Source organism: Azospirillum halopraeferens DSM 3675 (genome assembly GCF_000429625.1).
Classification (GTDB): Bacteria; Pseudomonadota; Alphaproteobacteria; order Azospirillales; family Azospirillaceae; genus Azospirillum; species Azospirillum halopraeferens.
Window position 1 is genome coordinate 1 of sequence record NZ_AUCF01000034.1, and the last position, 19,426, is coordinate 19,426.

Sequence of the window (19,426 nt, forward strand, 5' to 3'; positions counted from 1 at the left end):
AACCGCGCTCATTGCGGCGTCTCGTCGCTGTCGACGGGAGGCAAGGCAATCCCCGGAAGGGCGGAGAATTTTTTCTGGACATCGATAACCGCCTCGGCCCGCTCCAGCCGGCGCTGGAGGCGAGCAATGTCCTGGCGGGCCTTGGCCAACTCCGCTTCCAGCGGATTGGCGGGCACCGCCTTCGGCCCGCGCTTGAGCGGCTTCAGCGCCTCGAAAGCGCCAGCGTCGCGTTGCCGGCGCCAGTCGGTCAGGGCTGACGAGTACAAACCTTCCCGGCGCAAAATGGCGGCGATCCCCCCGGTGTGCGCCGCCCGATCCGTTTCGGCCAGGATGCACAGCTCCGCCGCCGCCGTGAAGGTGCAGCGTTTCGGACGGGCTGACAGTTCCGGGGAGGCTGCCGCAGGCGCGGCAACATCCCGCGGCTTCTCGCCGATCTCAGGGACGGCGCCAGCTTCGGCGGCCTTCTGCTCTCCCTGGGCTTCGATGGCCAGCCCCATGTACAGGTGGTAGTGGCCGAAGGTCGTCTCGCGGATGCGCTGCCGCCACCGCTCGAACGAGACCGATCGTCTGGCTGGGTGCCCTCGGCTCCTTGTGCGTCCGTCGTCGGTACGCTCTGCCCAGCTTGCATCGTCCTAGCCTTGGTCATCTTTCGTGCGACGGCCGCGCTGCGGGGATCAATCCTAACCCAGGCCCTTCAGCCCGCCACGAGAGAGCGATAGAGAGAGAACGAAAGAAGAGTTTTCCGGACTTATGTAGCACCCGCCACCGCCTGATCCTGCCGCCTGCTGAACCTCTGGGACGGCCTGGGCGTGTTCCTCGAGGACGGGCGCGTGGAGATCGACAACAACAGCATCGAGCGCCGGCACATGGTCGTGGCCACCGTTCGCCGCAACAGCCTGTTCGCCGGGTCGGATGCGGGAGCCAGGTCCCGGGTCCCGGGTCATCTTCACCTCCCTCTTCCAGACTGCCGGCTGAACGACGTCGACCCCGTCGCCCGGCTCACCGACGTGCTCGAGCGCATGGCCTCGGGCGCGGTGAAGGCCAACCAACTCGACCGCCTGCTGCCCTGGACCTGGAAGGCCGAGCGCACCGCCAGGGCCGCCTGATCCCTTCCGAGGACACCACACGCCTCGGCCACCATCCTCCCGCGACACCCAGCGCTCCGCAACGTGGGGCGCCGATGACGCATACGCTCAAATCAAACCGGACTTGGGCGGATCGGCGCCGCGCCCGTCCCGGCAGGCAGGGGATTTCGAACCCGGCATCATCCTTCGGCCGCTTCACCGTACCGCCGGGTCCGGTGTCCGTTCCCGGCGCGGGACGCAGACGCCGTCGGATCGACGGCCGGCTTGCCATTGTGACGACCGTATGAGGTAATCCTGGGGAGCGTCGGCGCCCCGGCGCGTAGGATTGTGGTCTTTGCATTCAGCCCCTGGAGTCGGAGCCGTGGACCTGCCACCGGACTATGATGAGGCGTTCCTGCCGGTGTTCCATGCCGCGCGCGAGGCGACGATGAGTTCATCGACGCGCATGTACGCGCTGTACAAGGCGGTCCATTACGTTGTCGATGCCGGTATTCCCGGCGACTTCGTGGAATGCGGTGTGTGGCGGGGCGGTTCGGTCATGGTCATAGCCATGGCCTTGTTGCAAAGGGGTGTCACGGACCGGGTAATCCACCTGTTCGACACCTTCGAAGGGATGCCGGCCCCGTCGGACCGAGACGTGTCGATCCTGAATGAACCGGCAGCCCATTTGCTGGCGACACAGGACCCGCAGGATCCCGCATCCGTCTGGTGCGTGGCGGACCTGAATCAGGTGAAGCGCAATGTGTTCGCCACCGGTTATCCGGAAGCTCGCTTCCGCTTCGTGCCGGGCCGGGTGGAGGACACCATACCGGCGGCTGCTCCCCACGATGTCGCCCTGCTTCGGCTTGACACGGATTGGTACGAGTCCACCCGGCACGAGCTGGAGCAGCTGTACCCGCGCCTGGCGCCCGGCGGCGTGCTGATCATTGACGATTACGGGCACTGGCGCGGATCACGCCAGGCGGTGGATGAGTACTTCAGCGCCCGCCCGCCCATTTTGCTGAACCGCATCGATTACACCGGCCGGATCGGTGTGAAAACCGCGCGGTGAGCGTTCGAAGCTGATCGCCGCCACCGTCATGCCGTTTCGCCCTCGGCCAGGCAATGGCGGTGGATGTAGGGATAGGCGTTGCAGAGGGTGAGATCGGCCACGCCGGCCGGCAGGGCGTTCAGCCGCTCGACGCAGGCGGCGACGTACTGGTTGGCGATGACGATGACGCTGCCTGCGAGATCGGACGCCGGGAGGTCTTCGGGCCGGCACACCGGCAGCCCCCACGCGTCGCCGCGGCGATAGCCATCGAGGAATCCGGCCACGGACAGATGCTTCCACTTGGCCAGTTCCAGCCGCAACAGCTCGCCGCCACGCGACGCGCCGTAGATGTAAACGCGCCGGCCGCGCGGCAGGCGGGCGAAGTCCGCCGGTTCCAGCAGCCTCGGCAGAGCCTCGGCGATTTCCGGGTTGAGGTCGGATGGGCCCGTCCACGGCAGGCGTGCGGGCTCCGGCAGGGCGGCGTGCGCCGGAGCCGGTCCGGGCCGCAGCCGGTTGAAATGCTCCAGCCGCTTGCGCTCGGCCGGGGGCAGGGCCGTTTCGGGGCGGGCGCGAACGGTTGTCCGGCCGCTTTCGGCGCCGCTCCCGTCCAGCCGTTGCGCCAGCAGCCACGCTCCGCCGGCCCCCAGGACGGGGTCGTCGCGCAGCAACGGTTCCAGCCGGTTGCGCCGCACCAGCAATCCGGCCGGATGCGGAGCCGGGTCGGGTTCTGCCAGCCGCCACGGCCGTTCCGGCTTGTGGAACGGGCCGTCTTCTCCGTGATCGGACACCGGGGCGGGCTCAAGAACCTGGACACGGGCGAAACCGGCGTCCGGCCGCAGGACGGCGGTGGCGTACAGGATTCCCAGATGCTCGGGGAACGGGCGTGCGCCTTCGGGCAGCCAGGTCACCCAATCCCGGGTGGCGGCGCGTGCTCCCGCCCACAGGGCGCTCCCCTCGGTGTGTCCGGCCGGCAGGTCCACGGCGCGCAGGCTCGTTCCCACCGGGCAATCCGGCCGCTCCACCAGGGTCCGGGCGCCATGGCCGGCGACGATGATCTCGTCCGGGGGTTCCGTCTGGCCCATCAGCCCGGCGAGCCGTTCGCCCGCCTCTGCAAGCCCGCTCTCGCCGATCGGCACGACGGCGGAGACCGGAAGCGGCGCCGGCCGATCGGGCCGATGCCCCGAGGCGCGCCGGATGCCGGCAAGCAGGTCCGGCAGCGCCGAGAACAGCCGCTCCAGGCTGAAGCGCCGCAGGAAGATCTCCTGCGCGGCCCGCGCCATGTCGCGCCCGGCGGCGGGATGGGCGCGCGCCCAGTCGCCGTGGGCGAGGATCTGTTCGGCTACGGCTTCTTCACCCCGGGTCCTGTCCACATACAGGACGGTGTCGCCGAACTGCTCCATGATGAAGGGGTGCCGGTCGGCAACGGTCAGGGCTCCGGCGGCGCACAGCTCGAAGATGCGCATGTTCGGGATGCCCGCGTCGAAATGGGCCGGCAGATGCAGACACAGCCCCATGCCGCAGGCGTTGGCGCGCTCGATGACCGACCGTCCGTCGAAGGGCAGCGTGCCCATGAAGGCGTCCGCCAGATGCTTCCAGCGGTCCGCCTGCCCGTGGAGGGCCAGCATCCCGCGGCGGGCCAGGGTTTCCAGAAGGGCGGGAAAGCGCCGCCCGTCCCAGTTGGAGCCGACGTAGAAGAACCGGCTGTCGCGGCCGAGCGTCGGCGCGAGGGACCATCCCTGCGAACTGGGGTACATGGGGGCCGTCGGCACCGCCCGTCCGCTGTCCCAGAGGATGTCGCGCAACCGGCGTTCGATGGCGTCCCCGGCGGTCAGGAAGCCGTCGTGCGACAGTTCGTTCGGCACGGCGTCCCCGGCGTTCCAGAAGATGGCCGGCGGGTTCCAGTGGCACCCCAGGCTGCTCACGGCCGTCATCTTCGGCACCGCCTGCGGGTGCAGGCACAGGGCGGCGTCCGGAGCGAAGGCTTCCAGTTCATCCACTGTGTTGACGATGCGATGCTCCCAACCCATGCCGTCAAGTGCGATGGCCATGCGCAGGGCCAGTTCGCGCTCTGCCCAAGGCGCGTTCGGCGGGAAGGGGTTATGCAGGGCGAGGCGCATCGGTCCTTCCCCGGTTGAGGTTCGACGGCCGGTGCCGATCAGTAGGCATTGCACGCGAATTCCGGCCGGTCCGCCCGCACGAAGAACAGGTCGAACTGCCACAGGGCGTTGTCGCGGGGACGCCACAGCGGTTCCGACAGATCGATGGGGCGAAAGCCCCGCTCGGCCATCCGGGCACAGATCTCGTGGAACAGCAGGGCTTCGGGATGGACGTGAAAGACGTAGACCTCGATCACCACGAGGCTGGTCTGCGGGAACAGCGCTTCCGCCCCCGCGAGGATCGGCACCTCGAAGCCATGGGTGTCGAGCTTGATGAGATAGGGCGGGGCCAGCCCGGCTCGCTCGGCTTCCGCCGCCAGGGCGACCTGGGGGACCTTCCAGCCCCCGTCGAGCGGGCGATGGGACGCGGCCCCGCCGTAAGGGGCGTCGGGATCATTGTGGAACCAGACGTCGCCGTCCCGCTCGCCGGCCGCGGCGATCACGTGGCTGAAGCCGGGCCGGGCGTTGCAGACCTTTTCCAGCTTGCCGCGCCAGTGCTCGAACGCTTCGATCAGATGGTAGCGGGCGTCCGGCCAGACCGTCTGCGCGGCCAGGGACCACTGGCCGTCCGAGGCGCCGACATCCAGGACGGAGGCCACCGGCAGGCCGCGCTGCGCCAGCCGGGACAGGGCACCGGGGGTCCGCAGCCGGCCATCGTCCAGCATCCAGCGCAGGCGATTGAGCGCGGCGTGGGCGTCGGGGTCGATGGCGACGCCACGGCACATCGCCCGGATGGCTTCCCGCTCGTGGCCGAGACGGCGCAGGGCACGCCCGCGTTCGACGTGCGCCGGGGCCAGGTCGGGGGCGAGATCCAGCGCGCGGTCGAGGAAATCCAGCGCCTCGGTCGGCCGTTCCAGCGCCAGGGCGAGACGCCCCAGATCAAAGAGCGCATCAGCCCGCACCGGCGGCAGCGCGGTCCGTTCGGCCTCGTACAGAACCTCCGCCGGACCGGGATCGCCGGCGGCCAATCGTGCCAATGCCTCTTCCACCATCCGAGTGTCGCTCACGGTTCGTCCCTTCGTCCTGAAATGCCCTGATGGTTCTCCGGCGCAAGACGGCCGTCGGGCGATTCCGGCATGATCATGACGCCATGGCCGGGGATTGCACCTGCAGACTGTCGAGGAGCTGTTCGGAAAATCGCGTGCTGTCGGTCACCGCATCCACGGCGTCCAGCGGCGCCAGCCCGAGCGCATCCCGGATCGACAGAATGCGGAAAAAGTTCTGGATGACCCGGTAGGATTGGCAGAGCGCCTGCCATTCCCATAGATCCCCGTAATGGCTGTCGACGCGGGGCGGCATCGTTCGTCCCGGCTCCAGCGTGCCGATCAGATCGTGAGCCAGGAGCAGGGGGCGGGTCGCGAACGATGTCAGGGTTTTGGCACGCACGATGCCGAACGCTTCGGCCATCTCCTCGCCGGTCAGCGCCGAAAGAAGCACGAGATCGGCCTCCATCCGGCGCAGTGCCCTCAGCCATTCGACCAGTCCGCGGCCGTGCAGATCGCCCGCGGTGGCGCCGGCGACATAGCGTAGACGGTTGCCGTGGCGCCGCTGCAGCCGGTAGCCGAGTTCCAGATCCTCGTAGCGACAGCGCAGGCGGTCGGTGAACCGCTCCGCCCGGATGAGTTCCGTGCTGCTGGCGGCCAGCGAGGTGATGTAGTGGGACCAGTGGCAGTCGTCGGGATCGGTGATGCGGGCGTAGGGAAAAAGCGGACCGCCGTTGGTCAACCACTGCATGAACGGCGTGACGGCGACGGACGTGTGCCATCCGACGCGTCCGATGAGGGACGGATCATCCCGCCCGGTCGGCAGCCCCGCTTCGGCAAGCGTCGCCAGGGTGTCGGGGGCCATCAGGATATCGTCGTCGAGAAACAGGGTGGTGGGATGACGGGCAACGTCTATTGCGTCGTTGCGAGCCGGACCGGGGCCGCCGTTGACGGTTCGGCGCAGGAACCGGATACGCGGATGCAGGGTGTGCCCTTCCACAACGGTCCGCGCATCCCCTGTAGGGGATGCGTCGTCGACGACGATGATTTCTCCCACCAGGGCAAGCGCCGACTGCCCTTCCACATGGTCGAGGCACTGCTTGAGCGAGGCAGGGCGATCGTATGTTGCAACGACTATCGAAATCATCGGTTCAGGCAATTCTATTCGCAAGGCAATGCCGCGCTATCGCTTCACAGCGCCTCCCTTGGCGGCCATCATAGCACAGGGGCGAGATCGCGGCGAGTTGGCTGACTCGGCACGGGCCGGACCGGTGCGGTCAGGGCGGATACCGCCAACCCAGTGGTGACGTGTAAAAGTATGGACTTGACCTGACAGCCTGACCTGCCGGACACCCGCCCCGGCAGGTCAGGCTGTCAGGTCAAGTCCATACTTCTACAAATTAGCTTGCTCGGAACGGTGGTCCAGACCTGGGCACCGACCCACAATCAAGCGAGCTCGCTGGCGTGCACGGAGTACTATCAGGGCACCTGCAGGGGGCCGGCGCGACGGTCACCGGCTACTGCGCGATCGGCGGCGGCAGCCCACAGGATGACTTAAACATGCCGCCAGCGTACCATGCGCTCTCCGATCACGGCTCCCTCGTGACCGAAATCCAGAACCACGACCACGACTGAAATGGGTTTGCCGCGCAGTTCTCTCCGCTTCCGTGTTGCCGTGCCAGCGACGGCCTTCTTGCTGCTGGCCGGGGACAATGCCTCAGCCACCGACGTGCTGTGTGGTCGTGTGTGTGCATCGGCACCGAACCGGAGGCCACGCGATCACGCCGCCCAAGCGCTTGGAGTTACGAGGAAATATCCTGGTTCTGGTGGCCCACAGCCGGCGCCGACCGAGGGCCACTGGATGCCTTAATTTCACTGCGTAGTCAATGTCTTGGCGAGTTCAGGCGCTGGCCTGAAGTTCAACGCCGATGCACAATCACCTCGGCATCCGGTGCACGCTCGCCAACGGCACGATAGACGGGCTCGCCATCGTACGCGCCGTCAGCAAGGACCGCGCCGATCGGGCGGGTGATCCGGTCGAGCAATGGGCCGACCAGGGGGGCATCGCCTTCCTCGTTGGTTGTCAACTCCGAGGCGAGGATCTCGCCGGTGCCGGGATCGACGGCCAGGTGCGGCCTGCGCCAGGTCCGGCGCGCTGTGCCGCCGTGCTTCTCCAGGTGCCACTCGCCCCTGCCGAACACCTTCAGACCGGTGGAGTCGATGACCACGGTGACCGGACCGTCCGCCGCCGCCGGGGCCGACGCCACCTCCAGGTCGGCGCTGCGCCGGGAAAACGTCGTGTGATCGGGGACCGGCATCTCAAGGCCAAGCTGGCGCATGAGCGAGCCCAGCATGCCTTCGGTCTGCCGCCACGGCCGTCCTAACGCCAGGCGCAGCATCAGCCCGGCCTCGATGGCGATGTCGGAGTAGCGGACCGGCCGGCCCCGTCGTCCGATCGGCGGTGGAGTCCACGCCGAGATCGCCTCGGGCGTCACCCGGATCGTCAGGTCGCCGCGCCTCTCGCGCAAGCTTCGCTTGCGCTGACGGCGTCAGGCGAAGCTTGGCTTCGCCGAGAGCCGGCGCAGCGCCGCGTCGTAGGCCGCCCAGTTCTCGACACGGTACCGGGCCTTCGGGATCTTGTGGCGGCGGCGGGCGTTGGCCTTGTACGGCATCGGGGTTTCGGCGCAAGCGGGCCGCCTCTATACCCGATCGACCTCCCGACCGCCACCGGCCCGGCCCTTTTTGCACCAACGTCGAACGGAGGTGATCCCCCGGCCCTCCACCCGGTCAGCCATAGTACGAAGTTCGGTGGTCCGGCAGCTCCGGCGGCCGTGCACCGGGCAGTCGCAGGCGGATGCGCAGCCCGCCCAGCGTGCCCGGCTCCAGCCGGTCCACCGGAACCTCCATGCGGCGGCACAGCTCGGCGACGATCGAGAGCCCGAGGCCGACCCCGGAGCCGCCGGACCGTCCGAGCCGCTGGAACCGCTCGAAGGCACGCTCGAACGCCTCCGCTGACAGGCCGGGCCCGTCGTCCTCCACGATGAGCTCGATGGCGGCGGGGTAGACGGCGGCGACCGTGATGCCGACCTGGCCCGGGGAGTCGGCGTACTTGACCGCGTTGTCGACGAGGTTGCGCAGCACGATCGTCAGCAGATCCGGGTGGGCCGTCACGGCGGCGGAGCGGGGCGAGTCCAGGGAGATTTCCACGTTACGCACATTGGCCGCCGGCACCAGCTCGGCGACGACGGACTGAACGAGTTCCACCAGGTCGATCCGGCATCCCCGGTCCCGGGACAGATCGAGCGACTGCGACCGGGTGACGTCGAGGAGTTGCGCGATCAACCGCCCGGCTCTGTCCGTGGCAACCAGGATGTTGGCGAACCGCGACCGGAGGTGGTCGGGGAGGTCGCCGTCGAGGGCCTCCACCTGGGCACGGATGGCGGTCAGCGGTGTGCGCAGCTCGTGGGCCGCGTCCGAGACGAAGTCGCGCTCGCGGTCCAGCACCAGCCGCAGACGGTCCATCAGCCCGTTCAGCGCGTGGGCGACGCCCTGCAGCTCGCTCGGCGCCTCCGTCTCGTCCAGCGGGGCGAGATTCTCCTCACCACGCTCGCGGACCTGTCCCGCGAAGGCACCGAGCGGTGTCAGGCTGGAGCGGATGCTGACCATCAGGGCGAAGCCCACCAGCGCCGTTGCGGTGAGGACATAGACGGCCACCAGGCCCGCCACCTGGAGCGAAGAGAGCACCGGTTCCCACGCGTCGACGCCGATCACGACGCGTGTGCCGGTGCTCTCGTCCTCGGATCCGTGGAGGAGCCACAGCTCGCCGCCGATAGCGGCACTGCCGTCCAGGGGCAGGGCCAGCAGGCGATCCACCGGCAGCGCCTCCGACGCATAGAGGAGCTGGCCGTTCCGGCTGATCACGACGAGGTAGTCGTCGGCGTCGAAATCGAAGCTGTGCCGCTGCTCGAATACCGGCATCACGCCCGACGCGGCTGGCTGGGTTGCCGCGAAGGCCAGCATGAGCTGTGCGGCGTGAGCGGTGCGGCCGTGGAAGGACTCCTTGTATTCCAGCGCGACGGCGCCGACGATCAGGATGGAGGCCGGCACCCAGACGCACGCGGTCATCCAGGCCAGCCGGCGCTGCAGGCGCGCGCGGATCGATGTCATCTCACTCCCTCTGAAGCATGTAGCCGACCCCGCGGATCGTCTGGATCAGCTCGGGACCGAGCTTGCGGCGGATCTGCGAGACGAAGACCTCCAGCGTGTTGCTCTCAGCCTCGCCGCCCCAGCCGTAGAGGTGGTCCTCCAGCGCGTGGCGGGTGAGCACCCGGCCCTGGTTCTCGACGAACAGCAGCAACAGCGCGAACACCTTCGGCGTGAGCACGATGCTCTCGTCGCCGCGCAGCACGGCGTGGCTCGCCGGGTCAATCCGCAGATCGCGGTAACGCAGGATCTCCGCACGGCGTTCGCCGCGGCGGCGGGCAAGAGCGCGGCATCGGGCCATCAACTCCTCCATGGCGAACGGCTTGACCAGGTAGTCGTCGGCGCCGAGGTCGAGGCCGCGCACCCGGCTGTCCAATTCGTAGCGCGCGCTCAGGATGAGGATCGGCAGACCATGGCCGCCCGCCCGCTGCTCCCGCAGGATGTCCAGGCCGTCGCGATCCGGCAGGCCGAGGTCGAGGATCATCAGGTCGAAGGCGTCCATCCCGGTGGCCGCGTCGAGCCCGCTGCCGTCCGTGAGCCAGTCGACGGTCATGCCGGCCCGGGTCAGGCGCGCGCGGATGGCGTCGCCGATCAGCGGGTCGTCCTCAACGAGCAGGATGCGCATGCCTCACTCCCGGTTGGTTCGGGCGACAAGATCCCACCGGAACCTGAAGCGAAACTGAGTCGCCGCCCGTCGCCGCGTTCAGGTCCGGTTCAGGCACCGCTGGCAAGGTCCGCGCCGACGCTGACCCAACATAGGGCATAATCCACATGAGACGTGCATCCATCGGCCGCGGCATGGCCCTGGCGACCGCCTTCTGCGTGACCGCGGTGATTCACACGACGGCCGCCAATGCGGCGGCGCAGGACGGTGCCCCCGGCGACTGGTCCTTCACCGTCGGGGCCGGCGCCCTCTACATTCCGGACTACGAAGGGTCCGACGAGTTCGAGGTGCTGCCGCTGCCGATCGTCGAGGTGTCCTGGCGGGACCGCGTGCGCCTCACCACCATCGGGGGACCGGGGCTCTACGCGACCCCTTTCGTGACCGACGGCCTGCGGTTCGACCTCGGCGTCCGCTACGAGTTCGGACGCAAGGAGGACGACAACGACGCCCTGAAGGGACTCGGCGACCTCGACGTCGGCGCGGTGGGGGTCGTCCGGCTCGGCTACGCCGTCGGCCCGGTGGACCTCGGCCTCGTGGTCGCCCGCGACATCACCGGCGACCGCAAGGGACTCACGGCCACCTTGGAGGCGGAATACGCCATCGACCTGTTCGGCGGGCGGGGGCGCCTCGGCGTGACGTCGTATGTCACCTGGGCCGACGACGAGTACATGGGCAACACGTTCGGCGTCACCGCGGCCCAGGCCGCCCGCTCCGCCCGTCGCTACACCCGCTACGACGCCGCAGCCGGAGTCAAGGACGCGGGTGTCGCCGTCGCCCTCGCATACAAACTCACCGATTCGATCCAGGCCATAGGTGGGGTGGGTTACGGCCGCCTGCTCGGCGACGCCGCCGACAGCCCGCTGGTCGATCGCGAGGGCAGCGCGGACCAGTTCATGGCGCAGGTCGGCGTCAGCTATCGCTGGTAAAGGGCCCTCGTGAGATGATTCGCAAACTTCCTGTCCTCGGCGCCGGTGTGGCGATGGGGCTCATGGCGGCGGCCTGTGTCCCGGACCGGGACTCGGCACAGTCAGGACCGACGCACACACCCCCCTCCATCGTCGTCGTCGAGGCCGTGGAGGGGCGGATCAGAGATCGTGTCCTTGCCACCGGTTCCATCGAGGCGGTCGAGGAAGTCTACGTCTCCCCGCTGGTCGACGGGCTGTCCATCCGCGCGGTGACCGCCGATCGTGGCGACCGGGTGGAAGGCGGCAGCACGCTGGCCGTTCTCAACGACGACGCCCTTCGTCTGGAGAAGAGCGAGTCCGAGGCCTCCCTGGCGAAGGCGGAGGCCGCGCAGGCGCAGGCGCAAGCGCAACTCGCCGAGGCCGGGGCGAACGCCGACGAGGCGACCCGCGTCGCGGAACGGGCTGCACGGCTGTCGGGCAATCAGACGGTCTCGGTGGCGGAGGCCGACCGGTTGTCGGCCCTTGCCACCGCGGCGCGGGCCCGTCTGCGCTCGGCCGAGCAGGCCCTGGGCATCGCCACCGCGGACATCAGGGTGGCGCGTGCCCGCGTCGACGACGTCGACCTGCGTCTTGCACGCACCGCCGTGAAGGCCCCGGTCAGCGGCGTAATCTCCGTCCGGAACGCCAAGGTCGGGGCGATCGCCAGCGGCGGCCAACCGCTCTATGCCATCATCCGCGATGGCGCGGTCGAAATGGCGGCCGAGGTTCCCGAGACCGATCTCGGCAAGCTCGCGGTCGGAATGCCGGCGACGGTCGAGCTGGCCGGAGGGGGCACGGCCGTTGCGGGGATGATCCGCCGGATCGCTCCGACGGTCGACCCGCAGACGCGTCTCGGCACCGTCCACATCGCCCTCGCCGACACGGCGGCCGCCCGGCCCGGCATGTACGCCAGCGCAACCCTCATTGCCGAGGAGAAGCGGGCGGTCATTCTGCCCCGCGCGTCGATCACGTCGGTCGACGGTGGGGCGGCCGTCCGCAAGGTGGACGACGGCGTCGTCCATCTGGTGCCGGTGTCGGTCGGCATAGAGGACGGCCCCTTCGTCGAGATCCTGTCCGGTCTCGCGGCGGGTGACCGGGCGGTGGCGAAAGCGGGCGTCTTCGTGCGCGACGGCGACCGCATCCGTGCGGTCGAACCGGCGCCCCCGGCAACCCGTGGAACGGACCCCGGGCCATGAACGTCTCCGCCTGGGCCATCCGCAATCCCGTCCCGCCGATCCTGGCGTTCGTCGTGCTCCTCATGCTGGGCTGGCAATCCTTCGGCACCCTGCCGATCACGCAGCTTCCCAACATCGATGTGCCGATCGTCTCGATCGAGGTCACCCAGAACGGTGCTACGCCCGCCGAACTCGAAACCCAGGTCACCGAACCCATCGAGGACGAGGTCGCCGGCATCGCAGGCGTCCACCACGTGCAGTCCACGATCACGGACGGGCGGTCCACGACGTCCGTCATCTTCCGCCTGGAGGTCTCAACCTCCCGGGCGGTGCAGGACGTCAAGGACGCGGTCGACCGCATCCGCGGGGACCTTCCGGCCACGATCGACGCCCCGATCGTGTCGACGGTCGACGTCGAGGGCCAGGCGATCCAGACCTTCGCGGTCTCCTCCCCCGGCATGACGCTCGAGGAACTCTCCTGGTTCGTCGACGACACGATCATCCGGGCCCTCCAGGGGCAGCGCGGCATCGGCCGGGTCGACCGCCATGGCGGCTCCGATCGCGAGGTCCGCATCGAGCTCGACGCGGACCGGCTGAATTCCTTCGGCGTCACCGCGGCCGCGGTCAACGACCAGCTCCGACGGATGAACCTGGATATCGGGTCCGGCCGGGGCGAGGTGGGCGGCCTCGAGCAGGCCATCCGGCTGCTGGGCGACACGCGGGACGTGGCCGGGCTGGCCAACACGATGATCGGGCTGCCGAACGGCCGCTTCGTCCGCCTGTCGGAGCTTGGCCGCGTGGCCGACACCTACCGGGAGCCGCAGTCCTTCGCCCGCTTCGGCGGCCGTCCGGTCGTCACGTTCGCGGTGTTCCGTGCCAGGGGCGCCAGCGAGGTGACCGTCGCCGAGGCGGTGGCCCGGACGCTGGACGCACTGCGCATGCGGCACCCGGATGTCGCCATCGCCCTGGTCGACGATTCGGTGTACATGACCTACGGGACCTACGAGGCCGCCCTTCACACGCTGGTCGAAGGCGCAGTGCTGGCGGTCGTCATCGTGATGGTCTTCCTGCGCGACTGGCGGTCCACCCTGTTCGCGGCGGTCGCCCTGCCGCTCTCGGCCGTCCCGACCTTCTGGGTCATAGACCTCCTCGGCTTCTCGTTGAACCTCGTCAGCCTCCTGGCTATGACCCTGGCCACGGGTATCCTCATCGATGACGCGATCGTGGAGATCGAGAACATCGAGCGGCACGCCCGCATGGGCAAGTCGCCCTTCCGTGCCGCGATGGACGCCGCCGACGAGATCGGCCTGGCGGTCATCGCCACCACCCTGGCGATCGTCGCGGTGTTCCTGCCCGTCTCCTTCATGCCAGGCGTCGCCGGGCAATACTTCATCCAGTTCGGTCTGACGGTCGCGATCGCGGTCCTCTTCTCCCTGCTGGTCGCCCGGCTGATCACGCCCGTCCTGGCGGCCTACCTGGCGCGCCCGGCGGGGGCCGGCGACGGCCGTCATGGCCGCGGCGACAGCGGCATCATGGCATTCTACACGGCGCTGATCGGCGCGACGACCCGCTGGCGGTACACCACGCTGCTCGCCGCCGTCGGCGGACTGGCCCTCTCGGTCTACCTCCTGGCCCAGATTCCCGGCAGTTTCCTGCCGCCGGAGGACAACGGGCGGATCAGCCTATCGGTCGAGCTGCCGCCGGGCGCGATGCTGGAGGACACGGAACGCACCGCGATGGCGCTCCATGAGCGGCTCAAGGACGTTGACGGGATTGCGAACATCTTCGTGCTCGGCGGCACGTCGCCGGCCGGCGACCGCGAGGTGCGCCGCGCCGCCGTCACCGTGCTTCTCGACAAGCTCGACCATTCCCTGGTCACCACGCTCGTCAACGACGTGATCGGCGGGATCCCGCTGATCGGGCCGCACCTGCCGAAGCGGCCGGCGGCCGGACGCACCACGCCGCAATGGCGGATCGAGGCGGAGATCCTCGCGCGGCTGCGCGCGCTGCCCGACGCGCGCGTCTTCAAGATGAACGAGGAAGGGGAGCGCGAGCTGTCCTTCAATCTGCTGTCCGAGCACGACGCGGACCTGGACGCGGCGGTGGCGACGCTGGAGGCGAAGCTGCGTCAGGATCCGCTGCTCGCCAACGTCGGCGCGGACGGTACCCTGCCGCGGCCGGAACTGTGGATCCGGCCGCGGGACGAGCGCCTGGCCCGTCTCGGCATCACCGCCGAGCAGGTGTCCGAGGTCGTGCGGGTCGCCACCATCGGCGGCGGCGACGGAGAGCTGACGAAGATCGCGCTCGACGGGCGGCTGATCCCGATCCGGGTCCAGCTCGACCGCAATGTCCGCGGCGATCCTGCGGCGATCCGCAACTTGAAGGTCCCCACGGCGTCCGGGGCACTGGTGCCGCTGTCGAGCGTCGCCGGCATCGGCTTCGCGGAGGGGCCCAGCTCGATCCGGCGCTACGACCGTGCCCGCGTCGTCGGGCTCGGCGCCGATCTGCCGGCGGGGGTTGCTCTTGACACGGCGTCCGACCGCTTCCGGGAGATCGCGGCCGAGGCGGGGTTGCCGGCGACGGTCGAGCTGTTCGAAAGCGGCGACGTCGAGGTGCAGGGGGAATTGCAGCAAAGCTTCGGCGACGCCATGCTGCTGGGCCTGATGATGGTGCTGGTGGTCCTGATCCTGCTCTTCCGGGACGTGGTGCAGCCGTTCACCATCCTGTTCTCGCTGCCGCTCGCCATCGGCGGTGTCGCGGCCGGCCTCATCCTCACTCAGAACCCGCTGTCGTTGCCGGTGCTGATCGGCATTCTTATGCTGATGGGCATCGTCAGCAAGAACGCCATCCTGCTGGTCGACGTCGGCATCGAAAGGATGCGTCGCGGTGCCGACCGCAGGGCCGCCATCATCGAGGCCGGGCGCACGCGCGCCCGCCCGATCATCATGACCTCGATCGCTATGTCCGCGGGCATGCTGCCCTCCGCGCTCGGCGTCGGCGAGGGCGGGTCTTTCCGTGCGCCGATGGCCATCGCCGTCATCGGTGGAATCACCGCCTCGACGCTCCTGAGCCTCGCCGTCGTCCCCTCCGTCTTCCTGATCATGGACGATCTTTCGCGTCTGCTCGCCCGCATCTTCGGCCGCTGGGTCGGTCGCAAGGAAGAGGAAGGCCGGCCGCCCGATCGTCAGAGCGCCGTCAGGCTGAGGGTGATTCGTCGGCCGGGGCGGGGCATGGGGAATCGATGACGTGCCACCCGATACGGCCGCCTTGCGCCGACGCCGGCGTGTTGCAGCGAGGTGACGAAGTCGGGAGATCGCCGACCCCACCGCTGATCAGGCGGCGCGGACGGAGTTCGGGCGCCCGAGGTCGAGCATGCGGTTGAGCACGGCGGCGGCGGCGGCGACCTCGGTGGCCTGCGCCCGGTCGGAGTGGAAGCGCAGGGCCGGTCCGAGAACCTGCTTCCAGCATCCGATCTGTCCCTCGACCTTTGCCATCTCATTGCAGCCGCTGCTGCGCTGCCAAGCCATCCGCCCGGTCCCGTGATCGCCTGGATGTGGCGGTCGCGCTGGGTGGGCGCGGTCGCGGCCGTGTCGCTGAGCACGGCGTCGGCCCGGTGCTGTCCACCAGCAGGTGGTTGGACCCGCCGGTTGAGCGCGGCGCTTCCGGCAGCGTCACCGTCCGGGCGCGGCGGGCAAGAGTGGAATGATCGGGCACCGGCAGGTCAAGGCCGGGCAGATGCAGGACGGAAGCGAGAAGCCCTTCGGTCTGGCGCAACGCCAGACGGAACACGGCGCGCAGCATCAGCCCCGTCATGATCGCCAAGTCGGAGTAGCTGAGCTGTCCGCCAGGCGTGGTCCATGGCGCCGCCTTCCAGTGCGCGATTGCGTCCTCGGTGAACCAGACCGTGAGGCTGCCCCGCTGGCGCAGGGAGGCGCCGTACTCGGCCCAGTTCGTCACTTTGCGTTTCGGTCGCAGGATGTGATGGCTGTGAGCGGCGTTCGCCTTGTGCGGCATCGCGGGAAATCCAGCTGACGAAGAATGGCGCCCCGACCGACCCCACCAGATCCGTCCGTGCAACAACGTGGCACCAGCGCCCGTGGGACCACGAAGCTGCCCTGGTGCGCCGTCAGCCGGACATGGCAGTCCGGTAAAACGATTTCGAAGCCGGAAACCTAATGCCCAGAGAGGGATATCGTCCACGATTCCGAAATTATTGAATGTCTGGTTTCCGCAACCATGATGTTTTTCCTCCTCCGTCGATGGACGGAGTCGAGGAAGGACCGGCATCGCCGCAAGATGACAATTGCCATAGGCGCCATCACTCCCCCCGGGACGGTCTTTTTCCGCCGGAGCGCATGTCAGCGGAGCAGCGTAGCCTGACGAACCTGTCGGGGCGCAGGGCCGCTCCGTCTCCCTCGGACAATCCGCGGGAGGGTAGGATTCTCGGGGGCTTGAAGGAACCGGCGGTTCCAATCTCGAAAGCCGAACGAGCGAAACGCGATCGGGCATTCGGGTGGACACCCGATGCCTCCGGAGCCCGGTCCGATCCCACGGGGCCTTCCCTACGGCAGCTTCGGTCACCCCGGAACCGGGCGATTCAGGGAGGCAGCGAGTCCGACGCCATTTTCCACGTGGTTTCAACCGCCCGGTTGACAGCCGGTGCAAGGATTGAAATTCGGGGGGCGCCGGTGCTATGGCGTGCGTGCGGCCGCATTCCGGCGGCCGTTACGCAGGGCAGGGCAGGACATGACGCTCATCGGCTACGCACGGGTCTCCACCGAGGACCAGTCGACCGAGGCTCAGATCCTCGACCTGAAGCGCTTCGGCTGCACCGAGATCTTCCGCGAGAACGCCTCGGGCGCCGATCGCGACCGCCCGCAGCTCAAGGCGGTGCTCGGCCGGGTGAGGAAGGGTGATACCCTGGTGGTGGTGCGCATCGACCGCCTGGCCCGATCGCTCTCCCACTTGTTGGATGTGATCGACACGCTGGAGCGCAAGGGGGTGGCGTTCAAGTCTCTGGGCGATCCCATCGACACCGGCAGCCCGCAGGGCAAGTTCACCCTGCAGATCCTCGGCGCGGTGGCGGAGTTCGAGCGCTCCCTCATCCGCGAGCGCACCAAGGCCGGCGTGCGGGCAGCCAAGGCCATCGGCAAGAAACCCGGCAACCCGGGGCTCATCGCGAGGGACCCGCTCGCCCGCCGCCGGGTCGCTCGTGCGCGCGACGACCGCCTGAGCGAGCGGGTGGCCGGTGGGGCCGGCGAGTTCCTTCCGATCGTGCGCCGCCTGCGGCCCGACCATCCCTGGGATCGGGTGGTTGACGTGCTCAACACCGCGATGAAGAAGCGTCCCGGCGACAGCGCGACACCCTGGACACGCGACGCGCTGATCCGCGCCGTGAAGCGCCTGGTCGCCGACGGTCTGGCCGAACCCGATCTGCTCAAGGCGGCGCCGCGCCGCTCGAAGAAGGCGGTCGCGCAGGACAAGCGCCTGGTGGAACTGGTGGCGACCATCCACAACGCGGCGGACGGCGAGAAGCCGACGTTGGCCCGCATCGGCCGGCAGCTCGAACGCCAGGGCGTTCTCACGGCGACGGGAGCCCGGACCTGGGCGCCGTCGAGCGTCAAGGCGTTGCTCGACCGCGCCCGCGAGCAGGGATTGCTGGAACCGGACGGTGGCGGCGAGGAATCATAGGCCGGCCAGATATGGCGGAGACCGTCGCAAACCTGGGGGAGGATGGTAGGGCGCGTTCGGATGGCAGCGGTCGGGGGCGCGATGAAGTGGCGGGTCAGGGTGGAGATGACGGGCGAGGGCGGTGCGGTGACGCGGCACGTGATCTCCGAGGGTGAGCGCACCGAAGCCGGTCAGGCGGCGACACTCGGGCTGAGCCTGGCCGAGAGCAAGGCGACTCTGGCCGGCCTGCAGCGCGTTCTGGTGACGGCCCAGATCGACGCGCACGGTCGCCGCCGTCGCCGGTGCGGCCATTGTAAGGGCCTGCGCCCGCTCAGGGGTTGCACCGGGGCAGGCGGCCGGACTGACACCAGATTTGTGCGGGCAGCCCGTACCATTCTGTTGACAATGATGCGGGCAGCCCGTACTATGAACGCGTCATTTGGGGCGCTGGTTATGTTTACCTGGGATGAAACGAAGTACGTCACGAATATCGCCAAGCACAAGGTGAGCTTCGAACTCGCTAGCCTCCTGTTCGACAATCTTACGGTAGAGGTGGAAGACGTCCGCCGTGATTACGGCGAGATCCGTATCAACGCCTTTGGTTACATCGCCGGCCGGTTGTTCGTGTGCTGTTACACGCCACGTAGCGGCGGTCGTCACATCATTTCGATGCGCAAATGCAACGCAAGGGAGATCAAGACCTATGGTTGACCGTCCTCTGACCGAAAAGGAGAAGATCGCCCTCGCGGCGATGGACTGGCAGGCGATCGATGCGATGACCGACGCGGACATAGCCCGTCAGATCGCAGAGAACCCCGATGCGCCGCCCGACCTGTCGGACGCGCCAGCCGACGCCGTGCGCGTTGTCCATCCATCTGGTGGCGTGTCGGTCCGTGGCATCCGGGCCAAACTTAAACTCTCTCAGCGAGAGTTCGCCGAGCGCTTCGGCTTTCCACTCGGCACGGTTCGGGATTGGGAGCAAGGACGCTACCAACCAGAAGCGAGCACGCGCACCCTACTGTTTGTGATCGAGCGGGAACCGGACTTGGTGGCCGAGGTGGTGGGACGTACCGGCCGGTATGCTGCGTAAGGTGCGGCCTGAAGCGAAAGGGGATGACCACGCCCCTCACGGCTCGCAGAGGCCGGGATTGCCGATGACCTCGATGGCGACGATCTCGCTCAAGGGTAGGATGAGGACGTTGGGGCGCTGGCCCTGTAGGCTCTTGTAGCCGGGGTAGGCGTAGAGGTTGCGGCGGTCCATGAACACCTTGCGCAGGCAGGTGCTGGCGCCGAGCTGGCCCCGCTCGGATAAGAAGCCGGCCAGGCCGGAGCCCGCCTTCGCCACCACAGTGATCCGCGGGAAATTGTGGTAGCCGTCGGTGAGCAGCGCCGGCACCTGGCGGGACGCCCGGTCCGACCCGAGCGTCGCGGCGAGGACCAGCCCACCGGCGGCCAGCACCGTCAGCAGGAGGGGCATCTCCAGTCTTCGGAGCGCCACGGGCCGTCGAGCCGCGAC

General features: G+C 68.7%; 14 protein-coding genes and 4 pseudogenes. 9 read left to right on the forward strand and 9 right to left on the reverse strand.

Features of this window, described 5'->3' with window-relative positions:
* A pseudogene (locus G472_RS37485) lies at positions 1-497 on the reverse strand (hypothetical protein); the annotation flags it as partial.
* A 288-nt stretch (positions 498-785) separates the two neighbouring features.
* On the opposite strand from G472_RS37485, the gene G472_RS0121890 reads away from it, so the two are divergent.
* Both G472_RS0121890 and G472_RS34865 read left to right on the forward strand, forming a co-directional pair.
* Positions 786-1,106, forward strand: coding sequence for a transposase domain-containing protein (locus G472_RS0121890; RefSeq protein WP_281173363.1), 321 nt, complete (start codon positions 786-788; stop codon positions 1,104-1,106).
* Positions 1,107-1,446: 340 nt separating this feature from the next.
* Entirely contained in the window at positions 1,447-2,136 is a 690-nt protein-coding gene (locus G472_RS34865; protein WP_051341134.1) for a TylF/MycF/NovP-related O-methyltransferase, read from the forward strand.
* A gap of 26 nt (positions 2,137-2,162) precedes the next feature.
* Here G472_RS34865 and G472_RS0121900 read toward each other — a convergent pair whose 3' ends face one another.
* The 6 genes and pseudogenes from G472_RS0121900 to G472_RS0121925 form a co-directional block, all read right to left on the reverse strand.
* Positions 2,163-4,163, reverse strand: a complete 2,001-nt coding sequence (locus G472_RS0121900; RefSeq protein WP_156927209.1) for a glycosyltransferase family protein — start codon at positions 4,161-4,163, stop codon at positions 2,163-2,165.
* A gap of 107 nt (positions 4,164-4,270) precedes the next feature.
* A complete protein-coding gene (locus tag G472_RS0121905; RefSeq protein ID WP_156927210.1) occupies positions 4,271-5,278 on the reverse strand; it encodes an FkbM family methyltransferase in 1,008 nt (335 codons plus the stop codon).
* Between the two features lie 73 nt (positions 5,279-5,351).
* Complete coding sequence (locus tag G472_RS0121910; protein WP_084536833.1) at positions 5,352-6,401, reverse strand: glycosyltransferase family 2 protein; 1,050 nt, start codon at positions 6,399-6,401, stop codon at positions 5,352-5,354.
* Positions 6,402-7,176: 775 nt separating this feature from the next.
* Positions 7,177-7,926, reverse strand: a pseudogene (locus G472_RS34870) (IS5 family transposase); the annotation flags it as partial.
* 115 nt (positions 7,927-8,041) lie between these two features.
* Positions 8,042-9,421, reverse strand: a complete 1,380-nt coding sequence (locus G472_RS0121920; RefSeq protein WP_029010091.1) for an ATP-binding protein — start codon at positions 9,419-9,421, stop codon at positions 8,042-8,044.
* A 1-nt stretch (position 9,422) separates the two neighbouring features.
* A complete protein-coding gene (locus G472_RS0121925) occupies positions 9,423-10,082 on the reverse strand; it encodes a response regulator transcription factor (protein ID WP_029010092.1) in 660 nt (219 codons plus the stop codon).
* Between the two features lie 146 nt (positions 10,083-10,228).
* Between G472_RS0121925 and G472_RS34875 the strand changes: the two genes are divergently transcribed.
* The 3 genes from G472_RS34875 to G472_RS34880 are packed head-to-tail and all read left to right on the forward strand — an operon-like array spanning position 10,229 to position 15,485.
* Complete coding sequence (locus G472_RS34875; protein ID WP_084536834.1) at positions 10,229-11,047, forward strand: MipA/OmpV family protein; 819 nt, start codon at positions 10,229-10,231, stop codon at positions 11,045-11,047.
* A 14-nt stretch (positions 11,048-11,061) separates the two neighbouring features.
* The gene (locus G472_RS0121935) at positions 11,062-12,261 is read left to right on the forward strand and encodes an efflux RND transporter periplasmic adaptor subunit (RefSeq protein ID WP_029010093.1); all 1,200 of its coding nucleotides are present in this window, start codon (positions 11,062-11,064) and stop codon (positions 12,259-12,261) included.
* Positions 12,258-15,485, forward strand: a complete 3,228-nt coding sequence (locus tag G472_RS34880) for an efflux RND transporter permease subunit (protein ID WP_084536835.1) — start codon at positions 12,258-12,260, stop codon at positions 15,483-15,485. The genes G472_RS0121935 and G472_RS34880 overlap by 4 nt, the downstream gene beginning before the upstream one ends.
* A gap of 87 nt (positions 15,486-15,572) precedes the next feature.
* Here the strand turns inward: G472_RS34880 and G472_RS37490 are convergent.
* A pseudogene (locus G472_RS37490) lies at positions 15,573-16,254 on the reverse strand (transposase).
* Positions 16,255-16,986: 732 nt separating this feature from the next.
* Between G472_RS37490 and G472_RS0121950 the strand changes: the two are divergent.
* From G472_RS0121950 to G472_RS0121960, 4 genes and pseudogenes are all read left to right on the forward strand, one after another.
* On the forward strand, positions 16,987-17,931 hold the full coding sequence (locus G472_RS0121950) for a recombinase family protein (RefSeq protein ID WP_029010094.1): 945 nt from the start codon (positions 16,987-16,989) through the stop codon (positions 17,929-17,931).
* Positions 17,932-18,012: 81 nt separating this feature from the next.
* Positions 18,013-18,246, forward strand: a pseudogene (locus G472_RS40340) (ISKra4-like element ISAzba1 family transposase); the annotation flags it as partial.
* Between the two features lie 117 nt (positions 18,247-18,363).
* Positions 18,364-18,621, forward strand: coding sequence for a BrnT family toxin (locus G472_RS40345; RefSeq protein ID WP_035693411.1), 258 nt, complete (start codon positions 18,364-18,366; stop codon positions 18,619-18,621).
* On the forward strand, positions 18,614-19,000 hold the full coding sequence (locus G472_RS0121960; RefSeq protein WP_051341138.1) for a helix-turn-helix domain-containing protein: 387 nt from the start codon (positions 18,614-18,616) through the stop codon (positions 18,998-19,000). The genes G472_RS40345 and G472_RS0121960 overlap by 8 nt, the downstream gene beginning before the upstream one ends.
* 36 nt (positions 19,001-19,036) lie before the next feature.
* On the opposite strand, the gene G472_RS0121965 is transcribed toward G472_RS0121960, so the two are convergent.
* On the reverse strand, positions 19,037-19,387 hold the full coding sequence (locus G472_RS0121965) for a hypothetical protein (RefSeq protein ID WP_156927211.1): 351 nt from the start codon (positions 19,385-19,387) through the stop codon (positions 19,037-19,039).
* Positions 19,388-19,426: the final 39 nt, after the last annotated feature.

Excerpts from the sequence above, each read along its gene's own strand:
- G472_RS0121900 (WP_156927209.1), bottom strand. The coding sequence starts at position 4,163 with ATGGCCATCGCACTTGACGGCATGGGTTGGGAGCATCGCATCGTCAAC.
- G472_RS0121910 (WP_084536833.1), bottom strand. The coding sequence starts at position 6,401 with ATGATTTCGATAGTCGTTGCAACATACGATCGCCCTGCCTCGCTCAAG.
- G472_RS0121920 (WP_029010091.1), bottom strand. The coding sequence starts at position 9,421 with ATGACATCGATCCGCGCGCGCCTGCAGCGCCGGCTGGCCTGGATGACC.
- G472_RS0121925 (WP_029010092.1), bottom strand. The coding sequence starts at position 10,082 with ATGCGCATCCTGCTCGTTGAGGACGACCCGCTGATCGGCGACGCCATC.
- G472_RS34875 (WP_084536834.1), top strand. The coding sequence starts at position 10,229 with ATGAGACGTGCATCCATCGGCCGCGGCATGGCCCTGGCGACCGCCTTC.
- G472_RS0121935 (WP_029010093.1), top strand. The coding sequence starts at position 11,062 with ATGATTCGCAAACTTCCTGTCCTCGGCGCCGGTGTGGCGATGGGGCTC.
- G472_RS34880 (WP_084536835.1), top strand. The coding sequence starts at position 12,258 with ATGAACGTCTCCGCCTGGGCCATCCGCAATCCCGTCCCGCCGATCCTG.
- G472_RS0121950 (WP_029010094.1), top strand. The coding sequence starts at position 16,987 with ATGACGCTCATCGGCTACGCACGGGTCTCCACCGAGGACCAGTCGACC.
- G472_RS40345 (WP_035693411.1), top strand. The coding sequence starts at position 18,364 with ATGTTTACCTGGGATGAAACGAAGTACGTCACGAATATCGCCAAGCAC.
- G472_RS0121960 (WP_051341138.1), top strand. The coding sequence starts at position 18,614 with ATGGTTGACCGTCCTCTGACCGAAAAGGAGAAGATCGCCCTCGCGGCG.
- G472_RS0121965 (WP_156927211.1), bottom strand. The coding sequence starts at position 19,387 with ATGCCCCTCCTGCTGACGGTGCTGGCCGCCGGTGGGCTGGTCCTCGCC.